17 protein-coding genes, 1 tRNA gene and 1 pseudogene are annotated in these 16,404 nt (G+C 61.9%); 11 read left to right on the plus strand and 8 right to left on the minus strand.

The genetic code is table 11. The features are described from left to right. Positions 1 to 86 precede the first annotated feature (86 nt). Positions 87 to 162 (minus strand) — tRNA-Arg (locus B4383_RS09420). A gap of 200 nt (positions 163 to 362) precedes the next feature. Between B4383_RS09420 and B4383_RS26625 the strand changes: the two genes are divergently transcribed. Then, positions 363 to 509: a hypothetical protein gene (locus B4383_RS26625; protein WP_176126693.1), complete on the plus strand. Its 147-nt coding sequence runs from the start codon at positions 363 to 365 to the stop codon at positions 507 to 509. Between the two features lie 34 nt (positions 510 to 543). Further along, on the plus strand, positions 544 to 1,239 hold the full coding sequence (locus B4383_RS09425; RefSeq protein WP_078290459.1) for a type II CAAX endopeptidase family protein: 696 nt from the start codon (positions 544 to 546) through the stop codon (positions 1,237 to 1,239). A 9-nt stretch (positions 1,240 to 1,248) separates the two neighbouring features. Here B4383_RS09425 and B4383_RS26895 read toward each other — a convergent pair whose 3' ends face one another. Then, positions 1,249 to 1,590: a hypothetical protein gene (locus B4383_RS26895; protein ID WP_217697278.1), complete on the minus strand. Its 342-nt coding sequence runs from the start codon at positions 1,588 to 1,590 to the stop codon at positions 1,249 to 1,251. 34 nt (positions 1,591 to 1,624) lie between these two features. Then, positions 1,625 to 2,818 carry an MFS transporter gene (locus B4383_RS09435; RefSeq protein ID WP_078290460.1) on the minus strand — a complete coding sequence of 398 codons (1,194 nt, stop codon included), beginning with the start codon at positions 2,816 to 2,818 and terminating at the stop codon, positions 1,625 to 1,627. A gap of 82 nt (positions 2,819 to 2,900) precedes the next feature. Here B4383_RS09435 and B4383_RS09440 point away from each other — a divergent pair, with 82 nt between their 5' ends. Both B4383_RS09440 and B4383_RS26630 read left to right on the plus strand, forming a co-directional pair. Then, positions 2,901 to 5,129 carry a DPP IV N-terminal domain-containing protein gene (locus B4383_RS09440; protein ID WP_078290607.1) on the plus strand — a complete coding sequence of 743 codons (2,229 nt, stop codon included), beginning with the start codon at positions 2,901 to 2,903 and terminating at the stop codon, positions 5,127 to 5,129. Positions 5,130 to 5,216: 87 nt separating this feature from the next. Beyond that, positions 5,217 to 5,375, plus strand: coding sequence for a hypothetical protein (locus B4383_RS26630; protein ID WP_176126691.1), 159 nt, complete (start codon positions 5,217 to 5,219; stop codon positions 5,373 to 5,375). Positions 5,376 to 5,919: 544 nt separating this feature from the next. Here the strand turns inward: B4383_RS26630 and B4383_RS09445 are convergent. The 4 genes from B4383_RS09445 to B4383_RS09460 form a co-directional block, all read right to left on the minus strand. Then, positions 5,920 to 6,291, minus strand: coding sequence for a DUF3887 domain-containing protein (locus tag B4383_RS09445; RefSeq protein WP_176138395.1), 372 nt, complete (start codon positions 6,289 to 6,291; stop codon positions 5,920 to 5,922). A 541-nt stretch (positions 6,292 to 6,832) separates the two neighbouring features. Then, positions 6,833 to 7,051: a hypothetical protein gene (locus tag B4383_RS09450; RefSeq protein ID WP_078290462.1), complete on the minus strand. Its 219-nt coding sequence runs from the start codon at positions 7,049 to 7,051 to the stop codon at positions 6,833 to 6,835. A 44-nt stretch (positions 7,052 to 7,095) separates the two neighbouring features. After that, positions 7,096 to 7,635: a redoxin family protein gene (locus B4383_RS09455; protein ID WP_139360655.1), complete on the minus strand. Its 540-nt coding sequence runs from the start codon at positions 7,633 to 7,635 to the stop codon at positions 7,096 to 7,098. A 47-nt stretch (positions 7,636 to 7,682) separates the two neighbouring features. Further along, on the minus strand, positions 7,683 to 8,216 hold the full coding sequence (locus tag B4383_RS09460; RefSeq protein ID WP_139360656.1) for a hypothetical protein: 534 nt from the start codon (positions 8,214 to 8,216) through the stop codon (positions 7,683 to 7,685). Between the two features lie 498 nt (positions 8,217 to 8,714). Here B4383_RS09460 and B4383_RS09465 point away from each other — a divergent pair, with 498 nt between their 5' ends. The 3 genes from B4383_RS09465 to B4383_RS09475 all read left to right on the plus strand — a co-directional run bounded on the left by B4383_RS09465 (position 8,715) and on the right by B4383_RS09475 (position 11,172). Beyond that, positions 8,715 to 9,188, plus strand: coding sequence for a MarR family transcriptional regulator (locus tag B4383_RS09465; RefSeq protein WP_078290465.1), 474 nt, complete (start codon positions 8,715 to 8,717; stop codon positions 9,186 to 9,188). 8 nt (positions 9,189 to 9,196) lie between these two features. Continuing rightward, positions 9,197 to 10,624 (plus strand): alpha/beta hydrolase-fold protein, encoded by a 1,428-nt coding sequence (locus B4383_RS09470; protein WP_078290466.1) that lies wholly within the window; start codon positions 9,197 to 9,199, stop codon positions 10,622 to 10,624. Positions 10,625 to 10,686: 62 nt separating this feature from the next. Continuing rightward, complete coding sequence (locus B4383_RS09475) at positions 10,687 to 11,172, plus strand: nitroreductase family deazaflavin-dependent oxidoreductase (protein ID WP_078290467.1); 486 nt, start codon at positions 10,687 to 10,689, stop codon at positions 11,170 to 11,172. A gap of 35 nt (positions 11,173 to 11,207) precedes the next feature. Here B4383_RS09475 and B4383_RS09480 read toward each other — a convergent pair whose 3' ends face one another. Beyond that, positions 11,208 to 11,891, minus strand: a complete 684-nt coding sequence (locus B4383_RS09480) for a class I SAM-dependent methyltransferase (protein ID WP_078290608.1) — start codon at positions 11,889 to 11,891, stop codon at positions 11,208 to 11,210. Between the two features lie 933 nt (positions 11,892 to 12,824). Between B4383_RS09480 and B4383_RS09485 the strand changes: the two genes are divergently transcribed. The 4 genes and pseudogenes from B4383_RS09485 to B4383_RS09500 all read left to right on the plus strand — a co-directional run bounded on the left by B4383_RS09485 (position 12,825) and on the right by B4383_RS09500 (position 16,164). Continuing rightward, positions 12,825 to 13,073 carry a hypothetical protein gene (locus B4383_RS09485; RefSeq protein WP_078290468.1) on the plus strand — a complete coding sequence of 83 codons (249 nt, stop codon included), beginning with the start codon at positions 12,825 to 12,827 and terminating at the stop codon, positions 13,071 to 13,073. Positions 13,074 to 13,282: 209 nt separating this feature from the next. Further along, positions 13,283 to 13,789, plus strand: a complete 507-nt coding sequence (locus tag B4383_RS09490) for an LpqN/LpqT family lipoprotein (protein WP_078290469.1) — start codon at positions 13,283 to 13,285, stop codon at positions 13,787 to 13,789. Between the two features lie 110 nt (positions 13,790 to 13,899). Further along, positions 13,900 to 14,796, plus strand: coding sequence for an SPFH domain-containing protein (locus tag B4383_RS09495; protein ID WP_078290470.1), 897 nt, complete (start codon positions 13,900 to 13,902; stop codon positions 14,794 to 14,796). Positions 14,797 to 15,004: 208 nt separating this feature from the next. Then, positions 15,005 to 16,164: pseudogene (locus B4383_RS09500) on the plus strand (IS256 family transposase). The last annotated feature ends 240 nt before the right edge of the window (positions 16,165 to 16,404 follow it).

Raw genomic sequence — 16,404 nt, forward strand, 5'->3', positions numbered from 1 at the left:
GGCTCCCTAACGTTGCTTTGATAACGGAGTTCGGCCGGGCCGTATTGCACGTAAGTTGCACGCAGGAGTTGGAAAGTGCTCTGACCTGGTGCCCTCGGCAGGATTCGAACCTGCGACACCGGCTTTAGGAGAGCCGTGCTCTATCCCCTGAGCTACGAGGGCGGGGGGCCTGTGTGAATAGGTGTCTAAAACTCTAGCGGGTCGGCGGGGGCGCCTCCGACGTCGGCCGGTAGAGAGTCGAGAGGTGGTGCCGATGATGCCAGCGTGACCCGATGAGTTTGTTGGGACCTGTGTGACTGAGCGGTGGGTAGGCGGGTGCCCCGTCAGGCCGCGGCAGTCTTTTGATTGCACTGATACAGGTAGTGAGTGATGGCGTTGCGGCCCAACGCGAATCCGATCATGACGGCGGCTGGCGGCTGGCGGCTGGCGGTGTGGGCGGGCATGCGTCCGCCGTAGAGGGTGCGGTCGAGGGTGTTGTTGAGGCAGTGCCGCGGCGCGACGAGGCTTGAGTGTGCCCTTGGGGCATAGCTGATACTTCGCCACGTGAGTGTTGTAGAGGACTTTGGCGTGGCGAGCGGACCTGCTCGGCTCGGCTGGCTGGAACTTGGTGTAGCTGCGGCCACCGCTGTCTTTCTGTATCTAGTAGGCGGCGTGACCGCATACCTCGTGCCGGAAGATTTCCCCATTGCCCTCGGACATGTGAACTTCCTGATTTCAGGGCTTGCGCCGTTGGGAGGGTTTGCTGCTGCAGTCCTCGTTCGGATTCGTGATGTCCGTCCGTTCGGGTTGCGGCATACGAGTTTCCTGTGGCTGCTAACCGGCGTCGTAATCGGCCTGACCTGCTTCGGGCTTAGTTGGCCGGTTTCGGCGATTTTTGATCCGCTGTTTCCGGGGTCGGAGGGTGTTCAGCAGCCCTACCGTGATGCTGCTCGGTCGGGAGCAGTGCCTCTTATCGTGGCAGTGGGGCTGGGCGGTATCTTGACGCCGCTCGGTGAGGAAGCTTTATTTCGTGGTGTGCTTGCCACTTTCCTGTTCCGCTGGGGGAGCTGCATCAGCGTGGTCTTCAGCGCGGCAGTTTTCGCTGTGGCACATGGGATCAACAGCGTGATGCCTTTGGCCCTCATGATCGGTCTGGCCAACGGTGTCCTGCTGTGGCGCTCGGGTTCGATCTGGCCTGCTGTCATGGTGCACATCGCCTATAACAGTGCGGGCATCTTGTATCACGGGCTCGGATACTGACCGCGGAGATTAGAGGGATGGCCACCAGGTATGACGCGGTGAGGATCTTCGGGAACTCTCCCGGAGTACCGGCATGATCCCCATCCCGATCGCTCTGATCGCCTCGGCGACGTCGGGAGGGTCAACCACGGCAACCGCAATCCACGACATGGTCAAGCCCCACAGCAGATCGACCGTCACCAAAGGTGCTTCCGTGGGGGCACAGTCGACCGCATCCGTCAGCACGACTCTGACCATGCCGTCACGTCCGATCTCGCACGGTCCACCCTCGGCCCCGATCGCGTGCGGCAGCAAGGTCGGAAACTCGGCGGCCTCGTTGGTCCCCAGACGCAACCGACGATGGCGCAGCATCAGCACCGCGGTGCCGGCCAGAACGACGCCTCAGCTACACACCGGTCGACTGACGCGACACCGTCCCCGCTAGGACTAGCACCGAAAACCAGAGGCCCAACAGGGCGAGCCCGGCCGCGACCGGCGAGCCCCATTCGGCCACCAGACCTGCGAGTCCGACTCCGGCCGGGACGGCCACCTGCAGGCAGGAGTTCTGCAGGCTCAGCACCCGGCCCCGGATTCTGTCCGGGATGCGTTGAGCCTGTAGCACTCCCAGCACCGCTCCCAGTACCGAGTTGCTGATACCGAACAGCGCGGCGCCGGCGAACACCCAGCCCGGACCGGCCAGTGTCGCGAGCAGCAGGAATCCCACAGTCGTCCCGCTCAGCGCGCCGATCAGCCACCGTCGCCGCGACATCCGCGCGCTGACTACGGCAAACACCGTGGTGCCGACCAGCATGCCGACTGCCAGCGCGGTCAGCACGAAACCCAGTAGATCGGGTCGGGACAACTCGCTGAAGTACAGCGGTAACACCAGTCCCTGCAGGCCCCCCAGCGCCACCCCCAAACCCACGGTGAGGGCGACGGTGCTGATCAGGAACCGGCTGCCGCGCAGAGCAGCCGCGCCGGCGGTCAGTCGACCCAGCAGCGAATCCTGATTGGCGGCAGCACTTTCCACCTCTCCGAGCCTTGGTGGCAGGGTCGCGGTGACCAATGCTGCTGCTGATGATGTCGCCGCCGTCACGAAAAGCGCTGTGCTGCCCCCGAACAACGTCAGTAGTGTGCCCGCCGCGGCCGGCCCGATCACCAGCGCCGCCGAGGTCATCGACTGACGTAGACCGATCAGCCGCTCCAAAGGCACCCCGGAGTGCCGGGCCACCGCCGGCACCATCACCTGCCGGGCCGTCATACCCGGGACGTCGCCGAACGACCCAAGGATCGCCAGCGCCACCAGCCAGCCGATGGTCAGTCCGGTCGCCAAATCCACCAGTGGGATCGCTGCCACAGCGGCGGCCGACACCAGGTCCGAAATGATCGAACAGGTACGCCGGTTCACCCGGTCGATCAGCACCCCGGCGCACAGTCCGACTAATAGCGCAGGCACCGCGGTCGCCGTCGAGACCGCGCCGACACTGAGCGGACTCGCGGTAGCCTGCAGCACGATCAACGGCAACGCCACCGCCAGGATCCCGTTGCCGAGGAAACTCAGGAAATGTGAACCCAGGTAGGCAACGGCGATGAACGACATTCGTCCACCAGACGCTGTGCCGCTGCGGCACGGTCAAGTCGCTCTTGACTGTGCCGCTACGTCCGAGTGTTGGATGACTGGTGTGACGACATTGCTGAGCGATTCCGATTACGCGCGTGCCGAACAGATGCTTTTCCCGCACCGGGCCCGGCGCGTGCCGGGCACCGTGCTGACACCACAGTGGTTGGCCGACGGTGCCCGATTCTGGTACCGCATCGGAACCCGCTACGTCGCGGTCGATCCCGGCGCGAAGACGCGTCGTGCCGCCTTCAACCACGACGCGCTGGCCGCCGCACTGTCGGTGGCGGCGGGGCAGGCGGTGTCCGGTGCCGATCTACCGATACACGCCGTGGACATCCGGGCAGACGACACCGTACTGTTCAGCGCATTCGGCCGGAATTGGCAATGGGCGGACAACGCCTGCACCGAATCCGACACCGCCGCACCCATTCCGGGCGGGATCCCCTCGCCCGACGAACGGTGGGATGCGTTCCGCCGCGAGGGCAATATCTGGGTCCGCAACCGGGCCGATGGCACCGAACATGCCCTCACCGATGACGCCGAACCCTACTTCGATTACGGCGGTATGCCGGAGACTACCGGCGCGCGAGCACTGACACGTGCACTCGGCATACCGCCGCCGATGATCCTGCACTGGTCGCCCGACTCCACCCGAATCCTGGTTGCGCGCATCGATCAACGCGAGGTGCCCGAACTGGTGCTCGTCGAATCCAGCCCTGCCGACGGCGGCCGGCCGGTGGAACACCGCACCCGCTACACCATGCCCGGCGAGGACGCCGTTGCAACGATGACCTGGAACGTGCTCGACGTCGACCAACGCACGATCGTACGGCAGCAGACCGAGCCGACACCGATCATGCACAATGTCGCACTCCTCTACGCCTGGTGGTCGAGTGCGGACGCCGTTCACTACCTGCACCATTCGCGTGACGCGCGGACGTTGCAACTGTGTGGCCTCGACCCGTCGACCGGCGCGGTCAGCACGCTAATCACCGACACGGGCGAGACCCGGGTCGACGCGACCGTGCTGCTCGGCGACCCGCACATGGTGCGGGTGCTGGAAACCGGCGAGATCCTGTGGTGGTCGCAGCGCGACGGTTGGGGCCACCTGTACCTCTATTCGGCCGACGGCGCCCAGGTCACCCAGATTACCGCCGGGCCGTGGCTGGTGAGCAGCCTGTTGTGGGTCGACGAGGAGGCTCGACAGGTGTACTTTGCGGCCAACGGTCTGGTCGAGGCCGACCCGTATCTGCGGCAGCTCTGCCGAATCAGACTGGACGGCAACGGGTTCACCCGCCTCACAGATGACGATCTGGACCATGAAGCGGTCAGCCCGCCGCAGGGCGGCTACCTTGTGGATCGAGCCTCAAGCCCGAGCCGGCCGCCACGCTCGGTGGTACTCGACGGGGATGGTCGAGTGGTGGTGGAGTTGGAGACGCCCGACACCGAAGACCTCGAGATTCTGGGCTGGCAACCGCCGGAGCGGTTCCGGGCGACCGCAGCGGACGGTAAGACTTCCATCTACGGTCTGCTCTGGCGACCGCACGATCTGGACCCGGACCGCACGTACCCGATCATCGAACACATCTATCCGGGGCCGCAGCTCTACCGCGCCGGACCGATGTTCAACCCGCCGCACTATGGCGAGCCGGAGGCTTTCGCCGCGCTCGGGTTCGCGGTGGTGGCCATCGACGGTCGTGGAAGCGCGGGGCGCAGCAAGGCATTTCACGACCACTCCTATGGGGATCTCGGCAACGCCGGCGCCCTGGACGACCATATCGCCGCAATCCGCGAACTCGGACAGCGGTATCCGTGGCTGGACACTGCCCGGGTCGGGATTACGGGACAGTCCGCCGGTGCGTTCGCCGCGGCGCGTGCCGCGCTGCGCTATCCGGACTTCTACTCGGTGGCCGTCGCGGTCTCGGGCAATCATGACAACGCCCTCAACCTGGCGATGTGGGCCGAGCACTACCACGGCGATCTCAGTACCGAAGGCAAAGCGGCGATCTCGAACACCACGCTGGCCGCCAACCTGAAAGGCAAGCTGCTGCTCATCCACGGTGAACTCGATGACAACGCACACCCGTATATGACGATGCGGCTGGCCGATGCACTCATCAAGGCGGACAAGGACTTCGATCTGATCATGATTCCTGGTGCCGAGCACTCGCTGATCGGTTGGCTGCACTATTCGTTACGTCGCACCTGGGACTACTTTGTGCGGCATCTACACGGCACCGAGCCGCCCGGTTACCGACTACAGCCGTTGCTGCTACCCTCCCTCGGCTGACCGGCACACGATCTCACCGTCCCGCTTCAGCACATCCAGCTGCGCCGGGTTGTGCAAATCAGCCATAGCCGGTCGATCACCCTGTCCGTGAACCTTTTTCCACGTGGTGCGTCGACGCGCGAGGATGCCAGGTTGGGGGTGGGCATCCCGGACCGACTTCATGTCGGGCGCCAACCGTTCGGCGAGATCGCGGCGGGCCGTCTCGCCGGCATCGACGGGCAGATCAAACAGTCCGGGGCCTTGTAGGGCACGACCTACGTCTAGTGCTCCATCGAAGCACTATCAGCGGCCCAATGCACCGCTATGGAGCCCAAAATTGGCGTCCGATTCATCGTGGCTGAGATGAGGCCATGGGCCTGACAAGCCTTCACGCTGCGAAGGTCGTTGTCGCGGGGGCCGACGAAGGCGTCATGCTCGTTTGATAGCGCAGCGCGTTCCGGAATCGGCCCCATCGCGTTCCGGAACCGCGCACGGCACTACCACTGATCAGCTGCATCGGAATTTCAACACGTCCCCGAGGGCGGGGGACCGGCCTGCTTTATGGACTGAAATTGCCGGTCGTATTGCCGAAGCAGAGGGTACCTGGAGTCGATGGCTGGAGACCTTGGGGGCTGAGCGGGGCGAGATTGCTTGGTATGTAGTCTGTTTCAGGTGCGGGGCCGTGGATGAGCGGTCGGTGACGGGTGGGTGCGGGGCGATGCATGCCTAGGGGACGTCGGTCAGCGTGATTGCCCGGAAGCGCTGGATGAGGTGGGTGTCAGTGGCGAAGCTGTTGGAGTGTGCCGCGAGTTCAGGGTACGGGGACGCCCTCTTTGAGGAAGTACAGGCCCGCGATGGTGCCGTCGGGGTGCACGGTTAGCCTGAATTGGCCGGGCGCATGTTCCATCTGGAGAGGCACGTTGACCACGGTCAGCTCTCCGCGTTGGACATCTTGGGGATCGCCGTGCGATTGGTATGTGCCCAGCAGTTGTTGGTAGGTGATCCATGCTTGCCCTAGGGCAGGAGCCGACAGCATGTCCGCCATGGTCTGGTCAAAATAGGCTGTGGCAGCTGCATTGTCGCCTTGCGCGATCTGATCCAGCGTTGCTAGTGCCAGTTGGTCCGGGCTACCGGCAGCGCTCGCTGTTGGTGTGTCCGCTCCACCCCAGGCACTTGCACTCATGCCAAGAGCGCCGAGCACTGCCAGTGCTACTAGTGCGCTCGGCCGGGGGCTTCGGAGCGTTTGTGTTTGCCGCATAGGCCAAACGATAGTCCCCATCGCCTCTGGCTGTACGCCGTGGGCTTGCCGCTTCGGCGAAACGCGATGGGCGATCGTTCGCGTTTTTAGACGTGGAGAACCGGCGATGTCGGTGTTTCGGGTGGCCCAGCGTGCGGTGATCGTTGCCTGAACTCGTAGGTGCCTTAGTTATAGAGTGCAGACCCCCCGGGTATGTTTGGGGACTCCAGTGTGATTTGGCGATGTCAGACGGCGCGGACGCTAGTCACCGCGGACTGTCCGAGATACCGAACTGGCCAACATAGTCGCCCGTCCAAGCCCATAGATCGGACTCAGCGCGCGGATACGGTTGTAACCGGCCCTCTTTGGGCAGGTGTTGTAGTAGGTGCGCCTCACAAAGATCCTGCAGCGCTTTGTGATAACCGCTAGCGATATCTCCTAACGGTACGAGATCCGTTCTCATGTCGTCGTGGATGTATGGGGCCTGCTAACGGAAGATTCGTTTGAGTGCCCACAGTTCGGCATCCAGGGCTGCGATACCGTGCCGGACCGCGGCGATATCTTCTGGGCTCATCTGCGGTGGATTGAGGTGGGCGCGCCGCCCTTCCAGGCCGACGGCGCAGCCTTCGAGTATCCCGGCAAGGGCCCGGCCCGCAGTGGAGTTCGGGGCGGTGGCCGACTTGGATGCGCCTTGTTTGGAGGGCATGGATTGCCTTTCGTACGGGTGAACGGATGAATGCCGGTAGTGGGTCATGCGTCGTTGAGCTTGCTGATCTGTTTCGTTAAATCATGTTGTGACAAAGGCTTTTTGGCGGTATTAATGGCGCCATCTTCGGTAATAAACGCGTATGAGGGCGTCCGGGTGATACCGAAGCGGCTCGATATATTAGTGCTGGTGTCGATGACCTGCGTGAACTCCATGGGGTGGTTGCGAGTAAATGCCCGTAGCTCTGTAGCACTGGCTTTGATTCCGACCCCGACGAAGGTGATCTCCGGATGCTTGGCGGCGGCGGTTCGTACGATCGTGGCTTGTTGCCCGCATACGCCGCAGGACGGTTCCCAGAACCACAACACGGTCGGTTTGCCCCATAAGTCTTCTCCAGAAAACCCGTCCCCGTCCAGTGACTGGGCGATGAACTGCAGCTGCCAGGGCAACAGCGGCTCTGATGCCAGTGTTGATGCGTGCGGGTTGGCCGCGGACATCTGCTGCGCTGTAAACAGCGTGCGGGCTGGTGAGCATCCGGTTACGAGAACGGCGGCGGTGGTGAGAAGTATTGCGCTGTTTTTCAAGGTGATTCAGCTTTCCTGGCTAGTTCTAGGACTTATCGTGCGATGAGCTAGCGTTGCAAATATTCGGCCGCGCCCGCATGTAGATGCAGATCCCAGCCGTACCCGGCGAGGAACTCTGCGACTTGTTCGGGGTGTGGACCGAAGTGCCACAACTGTTGTGTCACAAACTCGTCGTAGCCAGCGCGGGCGTGGTACATGGCGAACCCGTCCACGAGAGCTTTGCGCGGGAATGTGAACGCCAAGTGGCTCCCCGGTGCCAGCTCGGGCATGTGCCGGAGCGTGCGTCGCGCCGTAGCTTCAGTCAGATACATCGACATCGCTTCCCAGGCCAAGGGTTTCGATGAGCTGCTCGTCGATGTACCGGCATGACATGCCTTCCCGCTGTCGCTGCTCTTTTTCCCGGTTGCGGCGATCATCGCCCGCCTCACCGGTGGCCAACGTGTGGCCCGAGCTCTCAGATGCGATGCCGGAGGCAGCAGACGAATCGCGTGTGGGTCGAGGATCAGCGTTGAGGTCTCGTGCTGCTCGATGGCGAGGATAAAGGCAGGAGCGTAAGCGCCGTATTCCACCGCTGAACTCATAGGCACCCTCAGCTCTTTGATCGGTCAACTCAGTAACGCCGACCAGGCTTCCCGGCACACCACCGCATTCCTCGCACGGCATCCGTCACCTTGAATCAGAGGGGCGCTGGCGATGTATCCACCGCATCTTCGCGCCACCACCAGCACCCGGCTCCGGCCGCTGCGCCGTGCGACGTGAAAGCAGCCGCCAAACACGGTAGCAGTATGCAATACTTTTTGTGGGTTATCGTTGCGGTCCCGCGGGATCGGCCATTTCCCAGCATCATCGGGCGCTGACCCTAGCGCCGAAACTTTTGCGGCCGCGCACTGTGGAACGGGCGGGGGCGCTGGCGGGCCTCTCCGTCGCATCAGGTCATACCCGCCAGCGCCCTCTACCGGCCGCGTCCGTAGTCGTGTCGGTGTGCGGCCCGCCGTATACAATAGCACTATGCAATAGTTGCTGTGCGGTATTGTATCACTCGGCTGAGTACTGGAGGGCTGTCCTGAAAGGGAAACGGTGTGACTGTTGACGATGCAGATCTAGAGGAATCGCTTGATGCCCTTACGGATTCGCTGTTGGTTGCCTCGCGGCTGCTGTTGGCCATCTCCGCTCGATCGATCGCGGAGGTAGATGAGACGATCACTTTCCCCCAATTCCGCACGTTGGTGATCTTGTCCAACGAGGGGCAGATCAACTTGGCCACCTTGGCCCAGTTATTGGGAGTGCAGCCGTCCACGACAGGTCGCATGGTTGACCGTTTGGTGAATGTCGGTTTGATCGATCGTCGGCCGCATCCGCGATCGCGCCGGGAGTTGGTGGTGGAACTGACCGCACACGGAGAAGGCGTGGTCCAGGAGGTCACCTCGCGCCGGCGGGCCGTTATCGCTGAGATTGCAGGCAAGATGCCCCCACGTGAGCGTCGCGGGTTGGTGCGGGCGTTGAACGCGTTTACCTCTGCTGGCGGTGAGCCGCCCGCTTCTGCTGGCCTGTAGGTACATCGATGCGCCACTTCGTCGGGCAGCTCTCCCTTCTTCATGGATGGCTGCCGGCGGTGGTCCAATTAACCACGGCAGCAGCACTTTTTGTGGTTCTGACGAGCCGCGCGCAGTGCAGGCGCGCAACAATGTTCTGGGGGCTTGTGGTCGGGGTGCTGCTGGCCGCGATGGCGTATAGGTATCTCGGGTCGGTAGGTGTTGCCGGCGACCCGGCGCCGCTGCAGCTGTGGTTGTGGATTGCCGCCGCCGGCCTGGTGTCGGTGCTCGCGGTCTGCTGGCGTGGGGTGCGGTGGTGGCGGCGCGCACTGGCGGTTGTGGCGCTACCCCTGTGCGTTGTGTGTGTGGGGCTGTCGGCGAATGCCTGGATCGGATACCTGCCCACGGTGCACGCCGCGTGGAGCCGATTCACGCTGTCCCCGGTGCCCGGTCAGGTCGACCGCGGCACGGTATTGGCCATGCAACTCGCAGGAGTGCAGCCACCTGCCGGTGTCATCACACCCGTCACGATTCCTGTTGGCGCGTCGAGGTTTAGTCATCGCACTGAGCTGGTGTACCTACCTCCGGCCTGGTTTGGCCGCGATCCGGCGCCCCAACTTCCGGTTGTGTTGATGATCGGTTCGGCCTTGAACACTCCGGCGGACTGGGTGTGGGCCGGCCATGCCGCCCAAGCCGCAGATGATTTCGCCGCCGGGCACGGCGGGAACGCTCCCGTCCTGGTGTTCGCCGATGCCACCGGGGCGTTTAACAACGACACCGAGTGCGTCAACGGCAGCCGCGGTAACGCGGCCGATCATCTCGTCAACGAGGTGGTGCCCTACATCGTGTCGAACTTCCGCACCAGCGCGGACCGCCATAACTGGGGTGTTGCCGGCTGGTCGATGGGTGGCACCTGCGCACTGGACCTGACAGTGATGCACTCCGAAACATTCACGACGTTCGTTGACATTGCCGGGGATGCAAGTCCCAATACCGGAGATAAGTCGCACAGCATCGCAACGCTGTTCGGCGGTGACAGCGAGGCATGGTCGCGATTCGATCCGGCCACCGTGATCAGCCGCCACGGGCGGTATCACGCGGTAGCAGGCTGGTTTGACATTCCTGGCGTTTCGGGGCGCCACCTGCCGACCGCCACAGGGATCGGGTCGGTCAGCGACGGCCCGCACGACGGCGTCGCGAACCCCGAGGGGCAGGATGTTGCCGCCAATTCGCTGTGCCAGCAAGCCAGCGCTCACGGTATCCGTTGTGCAGTGTCGACCCGACCGGGCCGACATGACTGGCCTTTCGCTGCACAAGCTTTCGCTGCCGCCCTGCCTTGGCTGGCAGGTCGGCTTGGCACACCGGACGCGCCGCGGATCGCGTTGCCCGGTCTGACGCCTGAAACCACTGTCACCGTCAAAGCCTCGGATCCATTGCACCCTGCCGGAAGAAGATAGACCACCACACAACGTCATTGACCAAACACCATAGATACCGAGCGCAACGATCAAGGAGCGCCATGCAGATCGTCAAGAACGTCCCGCTACCTTCGGGCCTGACCCGTGCCGCCTTCCGGATGCCGATCTACCTTTATCGGATCAAACTCGGATGGGTATTCGGACAGCGGTTGCTGCTGCTCAACCACGCCGGGCGCATCAGCGGCAAGCCCAGACACACCGTACTGGAAGTCGCCGAACACGATCCGACAGACGACAGCTACATCGTTGCTTCCGGCTGGGGCTCCAAAGCTGCCTGGTACCAGAACATCCTCGCTACGCCCGAGGTGAGCATCCAGGTAGGTACCCGGGTGCTGCTCGTGATGGCCCTTCCCCTCAGTAAAGACGAAGGCGGCGATGTCTTTGTGCGCTATGCAGCCAAACACCGCCGCGCAGCCCAGCACATGCTGCCCCGCGTCCTGGGGATTTCCGTTGACGGCTCGGAGGCCGATTTTCGGGAGGCAGGCCAAAAGATGCCGTTCGTGCGGTTTGTTCCACGACCCGACTAGCCGTGGAACAAACCGACTAGCACGACCTGATCTAGTTAGCTGCGATGCGCAGATACTAGCCACGACGGCAGTTGCGCACGCCCGTCAGAGCCGATGGTTACATTGCGATACTCGAAACCTTCAGGCAGGTGGCGGGGAACGTTCACCCAAGCTCGTGCACGCCGTACCTCGTCGACGACGAGGTGCCGTCCAACGATATCGCGTAGCTGTTGTTCAGTGAACGGGCGCGGGCCAAATTCGGCATCCGGGGGAAATGCCTCGGTCGCGAAAACAAGCGCAAAAAAATTGCCACCGGACTTCAGTGCCCTCGCCAAGCAGCGAACGTAGCTGTCCCTGAGTTCATGCGGCAGGCAGTGGAATACCAGACCGTCTACCACTGTGTTGAAATAGTCGATATATCCAATGTCGGAAGTTAAATCCGCCGTATCAAATGCGATGTTCAACCCGAGAATTTTGGCAGCTTTCTGAGCTTTTTCTATGGCGCTCTCAGATAAATCCAGTCCGACCACCTCATAGCCTTGTCCAGCAAGCCCTAACGAGGTCAATCCAACGCCGCAACCAGAGTCGAGGATCGGGCTCTCGAACCGTCCCTGCCGATGTAGAGCAGCTATTTCAGGCTGCATCTCTCCGATGTTCCAGCCCGGATCGCCAGGGGCGTAGACCGCTTCGCCCCGATACAGCTCGTTCCAATCCACCGAATTAACGTTAAAAGTTGGCATACCGTCGATATTAAGCACACGAAGCGGCCTCGGCAATAAGGTAATTTCAATCACCCTGATTATTTAGAGCAGCGAGAATATATCTCCGATCGCTGAAAGTAAGCTTTGTATAAATTGTGAGGTGCCTGAAAATCGGTAACAAATTGAATAAGCGTCGCTGACTGTTACTGTGGTGGCTCAAAGTAGTTACTTCCGTGTGTGGATATCAGTCGGGCGGTGCTCGGCAAAGCTGACGGTCAGTCCTCACGCAAGCTGGAGGAGACGGGAGGTGCGCGGGCGCGCACCGCCAGCCAGATGTACTCCAATGCGTGTCGAAATGCTGTACTGCTGCCAAGGGCTCATCAATGCCGTTGGTTCATGCCTACAGTTGCTATTGTCGGCGCCGGTATCGGCGGCCCCATCTCTGTAAGCCTTCTGGAGTCACATACTGCGATTGTCCCTAGGCGGCAGCTGTGTCGACCTGGCCTGCGTGTTGCTGGTTGGTGAATAGCACGGCAGAGACCACACTGCTCCATCGGCACTCTGCCAGAATCGTCGCTGGTGCCGCTCCTTTGTTCCTCGGGACACCCCCAAGCAAGGGAGCGGCACCACGCGAGGTGATACCGCGGGCGGGAGTTGATGAATGTCAGGCTGACAGGTGAGACGGCCAGGTGAAGATCGAGCCTTTCGCTGAATTCGGTCTCTATGCTGAGAGCGTTAGCGGGCTTTGTCTGTGGTGGGTGAACCCAGGGAACTGTGATGGCCACTCATGTGGGTTGCGGCCTGCCTCAGTGCTGTTGGAGGTCGGCCTCTGATAGGGCGGTCGTCTGATGGTTGACAAGTTAGCTGAACGAATCTAGGCTGTCATTAACCAGGATGTTTAGCAGTCTATGAGTTTTCTACGATTCGTTTAGACGCGAACGGCAGGCAGCCGTCGCGTTGGAGTGTGGGGGCATGGTGCAGGTGACGGACTGCCGCGAGTTTGGACGGCACACCGAGCTCAGTGCATATCCCCAGGCCGATCGCCCGCCGCGGTATCGCGCCCGAATCGCCATCAAGTTGGGTGTGCTGACCGTAGTTGTGGCGATCGCGCTCGCCACCGCATTTCGCGCCTCGGCGGACCCAGATGGCGGCGGTTCTGGCTCACCCTGCTGGGAAATAAAACTTCCGCAAAATATTCAAACCCTTTCGATTGCCCGTTAAGCGAGTTAATAGATATGAGAAGTGTGAACGATTTAAAAGTGATGGGGATTGAGGAAGGGCTGCTTGCAGTGAGAAAATGTAACCGCACTGCTGTCGCCGTGTTTTGCGTGGCCGTTGTCGTGGCGGGGTGTTCTTCGCGGCAGTCGCCGAGCGACACATCCGACACGCCAGCTGCATCGGTGACGGCGTCGTCGACATCTGCGGCCCCCATGGATGGGTGTGTGGCCAGTGATGTTCCGCGGGTCACGTTGGATGCCAAGGCGCCGGGCGAGCCAGTGTTGGCGGTGCCGGCGCCGCAGGGCTGGGAGTATTCGGCGGCGATGAATTCGCCGCTGATTCGCGGGGCGGTCGCCAATATTGGGTTGCGAGCCAACGATTTCACGCCAAACGCGGTGGTGACTCTGGAAGACCTGACAGGCAAGGTCGCTTCAGCGCAGCAGGGCGTTGAGGCTGAGATCGTCAGCGTGGAGCAGGGCGGCATGGCCGTTGAGTCCCGCGCTGCGGGGACCGTGTGCGGGCATCCGAGCAGCACGATCACCTACACCCTGCAGAACCGACCGGTGACCGCTTTGATCGCCGCAGTTGAGGATGGGCACAAGATCTGGGCCACGGTGCTGACCATCCAAACCACCGAACCCGCCAATCCCGCTTACACCGCAGGCAAGCGATCCATCCTGGATGGCTTCCAGTTCACAGTGCCCGGTAATAGCCACTAACTACCGCACGGCACTCGCATCTGGCACACCGGTCGGGAGGGATGCCGTGCTCCGGCTAGGACATACACGTCAATGAAGCAACGCACACCCACCATTTCTAGGGAGATTCGATGACATCGAGTGTTGTTACCGTTTTGCTGGTTCTTGTCGGTGTGGTGTTGGTGGTGTTGGGGCGCAGGGTTTCTGCTCGGCGCGCTGTAGTGCTCGGTGCGGGTGCCGCGGCGATCTTCCTGGCTGTTGTGGTGCTGGCGTCGTCGGTGGTCACCATTGTCGGTACCCGGCAGGTCGGTATCGCGACAGCGTTCAATCGGCCCACCGGGCAGACATTCAACAACGGGCTGCACTTCAAGGCCCCGTGGGTGCAGGTGCATGAGATGGATGGTGCGGTGCAGATCGACACCTACCAGGCCGTCGCGGGCGGTGACCGCCGGATCCCGGTGCGGCTGGGTAACAACTCGACCGCGTTGGCCGATGCCTCGATCCGGTGGCAGATCAAGCCGGACTCCGCGGACGAATTGTTTGTGCAGTACAAGACTTTTGACGGTGTTCGGGTGAACCTGATTGAGCGCAACCTCAAGGTCGCCCTGAATGAGGCGTTCGCCAAGTTCGACCCGCTGGACAAAAAGAACTTGGAAGAGTCTCCGCTGCCGAGTATCGCCGCTCAGGCGCTAGGTCTGCTGCGCAGCAAAGTCGGCAAGGAGGTCGAGATTCTGGATGTATCGGTGCCGACGATCGACTACGACGATAGGACCGAGGAGCGCATCAACCAGATTAACGAGGAGCGTGCGAATACCACCAAGGCCGGTCAGGAAGTGGAAACCAACAAGAAAAAACGTGAAGCCGCGGAGGAGCTCGCCAAGATGCCACCACCAGACTTGCGGATCTCCATTGCCAACTGCCTTAACAAGATGGCCGAAACGGGCAAGAACCTTAACTGCTTCCCGATTGGGCAAGGCGTGGTGCCAACCTTAAGCATCCCCAACCCGATCACAGCCCCCGAAGGCTGACTAACCGTGCCGCGAAACAATCAGTCCCGTTGTGCTGCTTTCATTTACACGTGACCGCTGTTTTGTCTTGACATTGCCGCCAGTCGGCAGCCAACCGTCGGTACCACGTGCGAGCGCTATCCGTTCTCATTGTGATGTTAGGACTGTGGATTTAACGGTGTTTCGGGCACTGACGCGCTGAGCGATGCTTGGTGAGGAAGGTGTCGTGATGAGGTCACTGGATGATGTGGCCAAGAAGAAGACTGAGCAGCAGGCTGCCGTCGGGCTGGTCCGGCCTGGTTAAGGAACCGGGCTTGGCGCTGACCGGGCCCGACGGGTTACTCAAATAGCTGACTAAAACGGTTCTGGAGACCGCGTTCAACGTGGAGATGACCGAGCGCCTCGGCTACGACAAACACGATCCGCCGGGCGCGGGGACGGGCTACATCTGCAACGGCACCCGCGCCAAGACGGTGTTGACCGACACCACCGGCGCGGTCGAGATCGATGTGCCCCGGGACCGGGGTGCGACTTTTGAGCCGCGGATCGTCAGCAGACGCCAACGCTGGCGGTCCGGAGTCGACGAAGTCGTGCTCTCATTCTACGCGAAAGGGCTTATGACAGGACAGATTTCAGCCCATTTCGCCGAGATCTACGGGGCGTCGGTCTCCAAGGAAACGATCAGCCGGATCACCGACAAGGTGATCGAGGAGATGAACGAGTGGACGGTACGGCCTCTGGATGAAACCCTACGCCGCGATCTTCATTGATGCGATCGTGGTGAAGAAGGTCCGCGACGGCCGGGTCGCCAACCGCCCGTTCTACGCCGCCATCGGCGTCACCCTCGGTGGGGAACGTGACATCCTGGGCCTGTGGGTCGGCACCGGCGGTGCGGGCGCGAAGTTCTAGATGAGCGTGCTCACCGATCTGCGCAACCGCGGGGTCAAGGACACATTCTTCGTCGTCTGCGACGGGCTCAAGGGACTGCTCGAGGTGGTCGGCAACGTGTGGCCCGTAAACAATAGCGCAAACCTGCGTCATTCACTTGCTGTGCAACACATTTCGGCTCACTTTCCGCAGGTATTGGGATGAGATCGAACGGGACGTGAAACCGATCTACACCGCCGTGAACGCCACCGGGGCCCGGTCGGCGTTCGACGAGCTGGCCCCGAAATGGGGGCAGCGCTACCCGGCGGTGATCCGATTGCGGGACAACGCCTGAACGAGTTCATCGCGTTCCTGGACTACGACGTGGAGATCCGGCCGGTGACCCGATCGCTGGACCCAACCGGCGTCGGCAGGGCACGATGGACGATGCGGTGGAAACCTGCCCTGAATGCGTTCGCGATCACCTTCAGCGACCGATTCCCGGCAGCTGAAACCTACTGATGGAAACCGCCGGAAACACCGTTAACGAGATAGTCCCTCCGGTGGCCACCTTGGACTCCCAGGTTGTCGCATTGAAAAGACAGTTCCGGTGAGGGTTCCCATTGGACCGGCCTGTCTGGGCGATACCGTTAGTCGTCGCGGCGACTTTCATTGCCGTCCGTGGTGGCAAGCACATGTAACAGCACCGGTCGCTATGAAGTGTCAAACCGGTTTGATGACAAAACCCTTTGATGAAAACTG

Source organism: Mycobacterium sp. D16R24 (genome assembly GCF_002013385.1).
Classification (GTDB): Bacteria; Actinomycetota; Actinomycetes; order Mycobacteriales; family Mycobacteriaceae; genus Mycobacterium.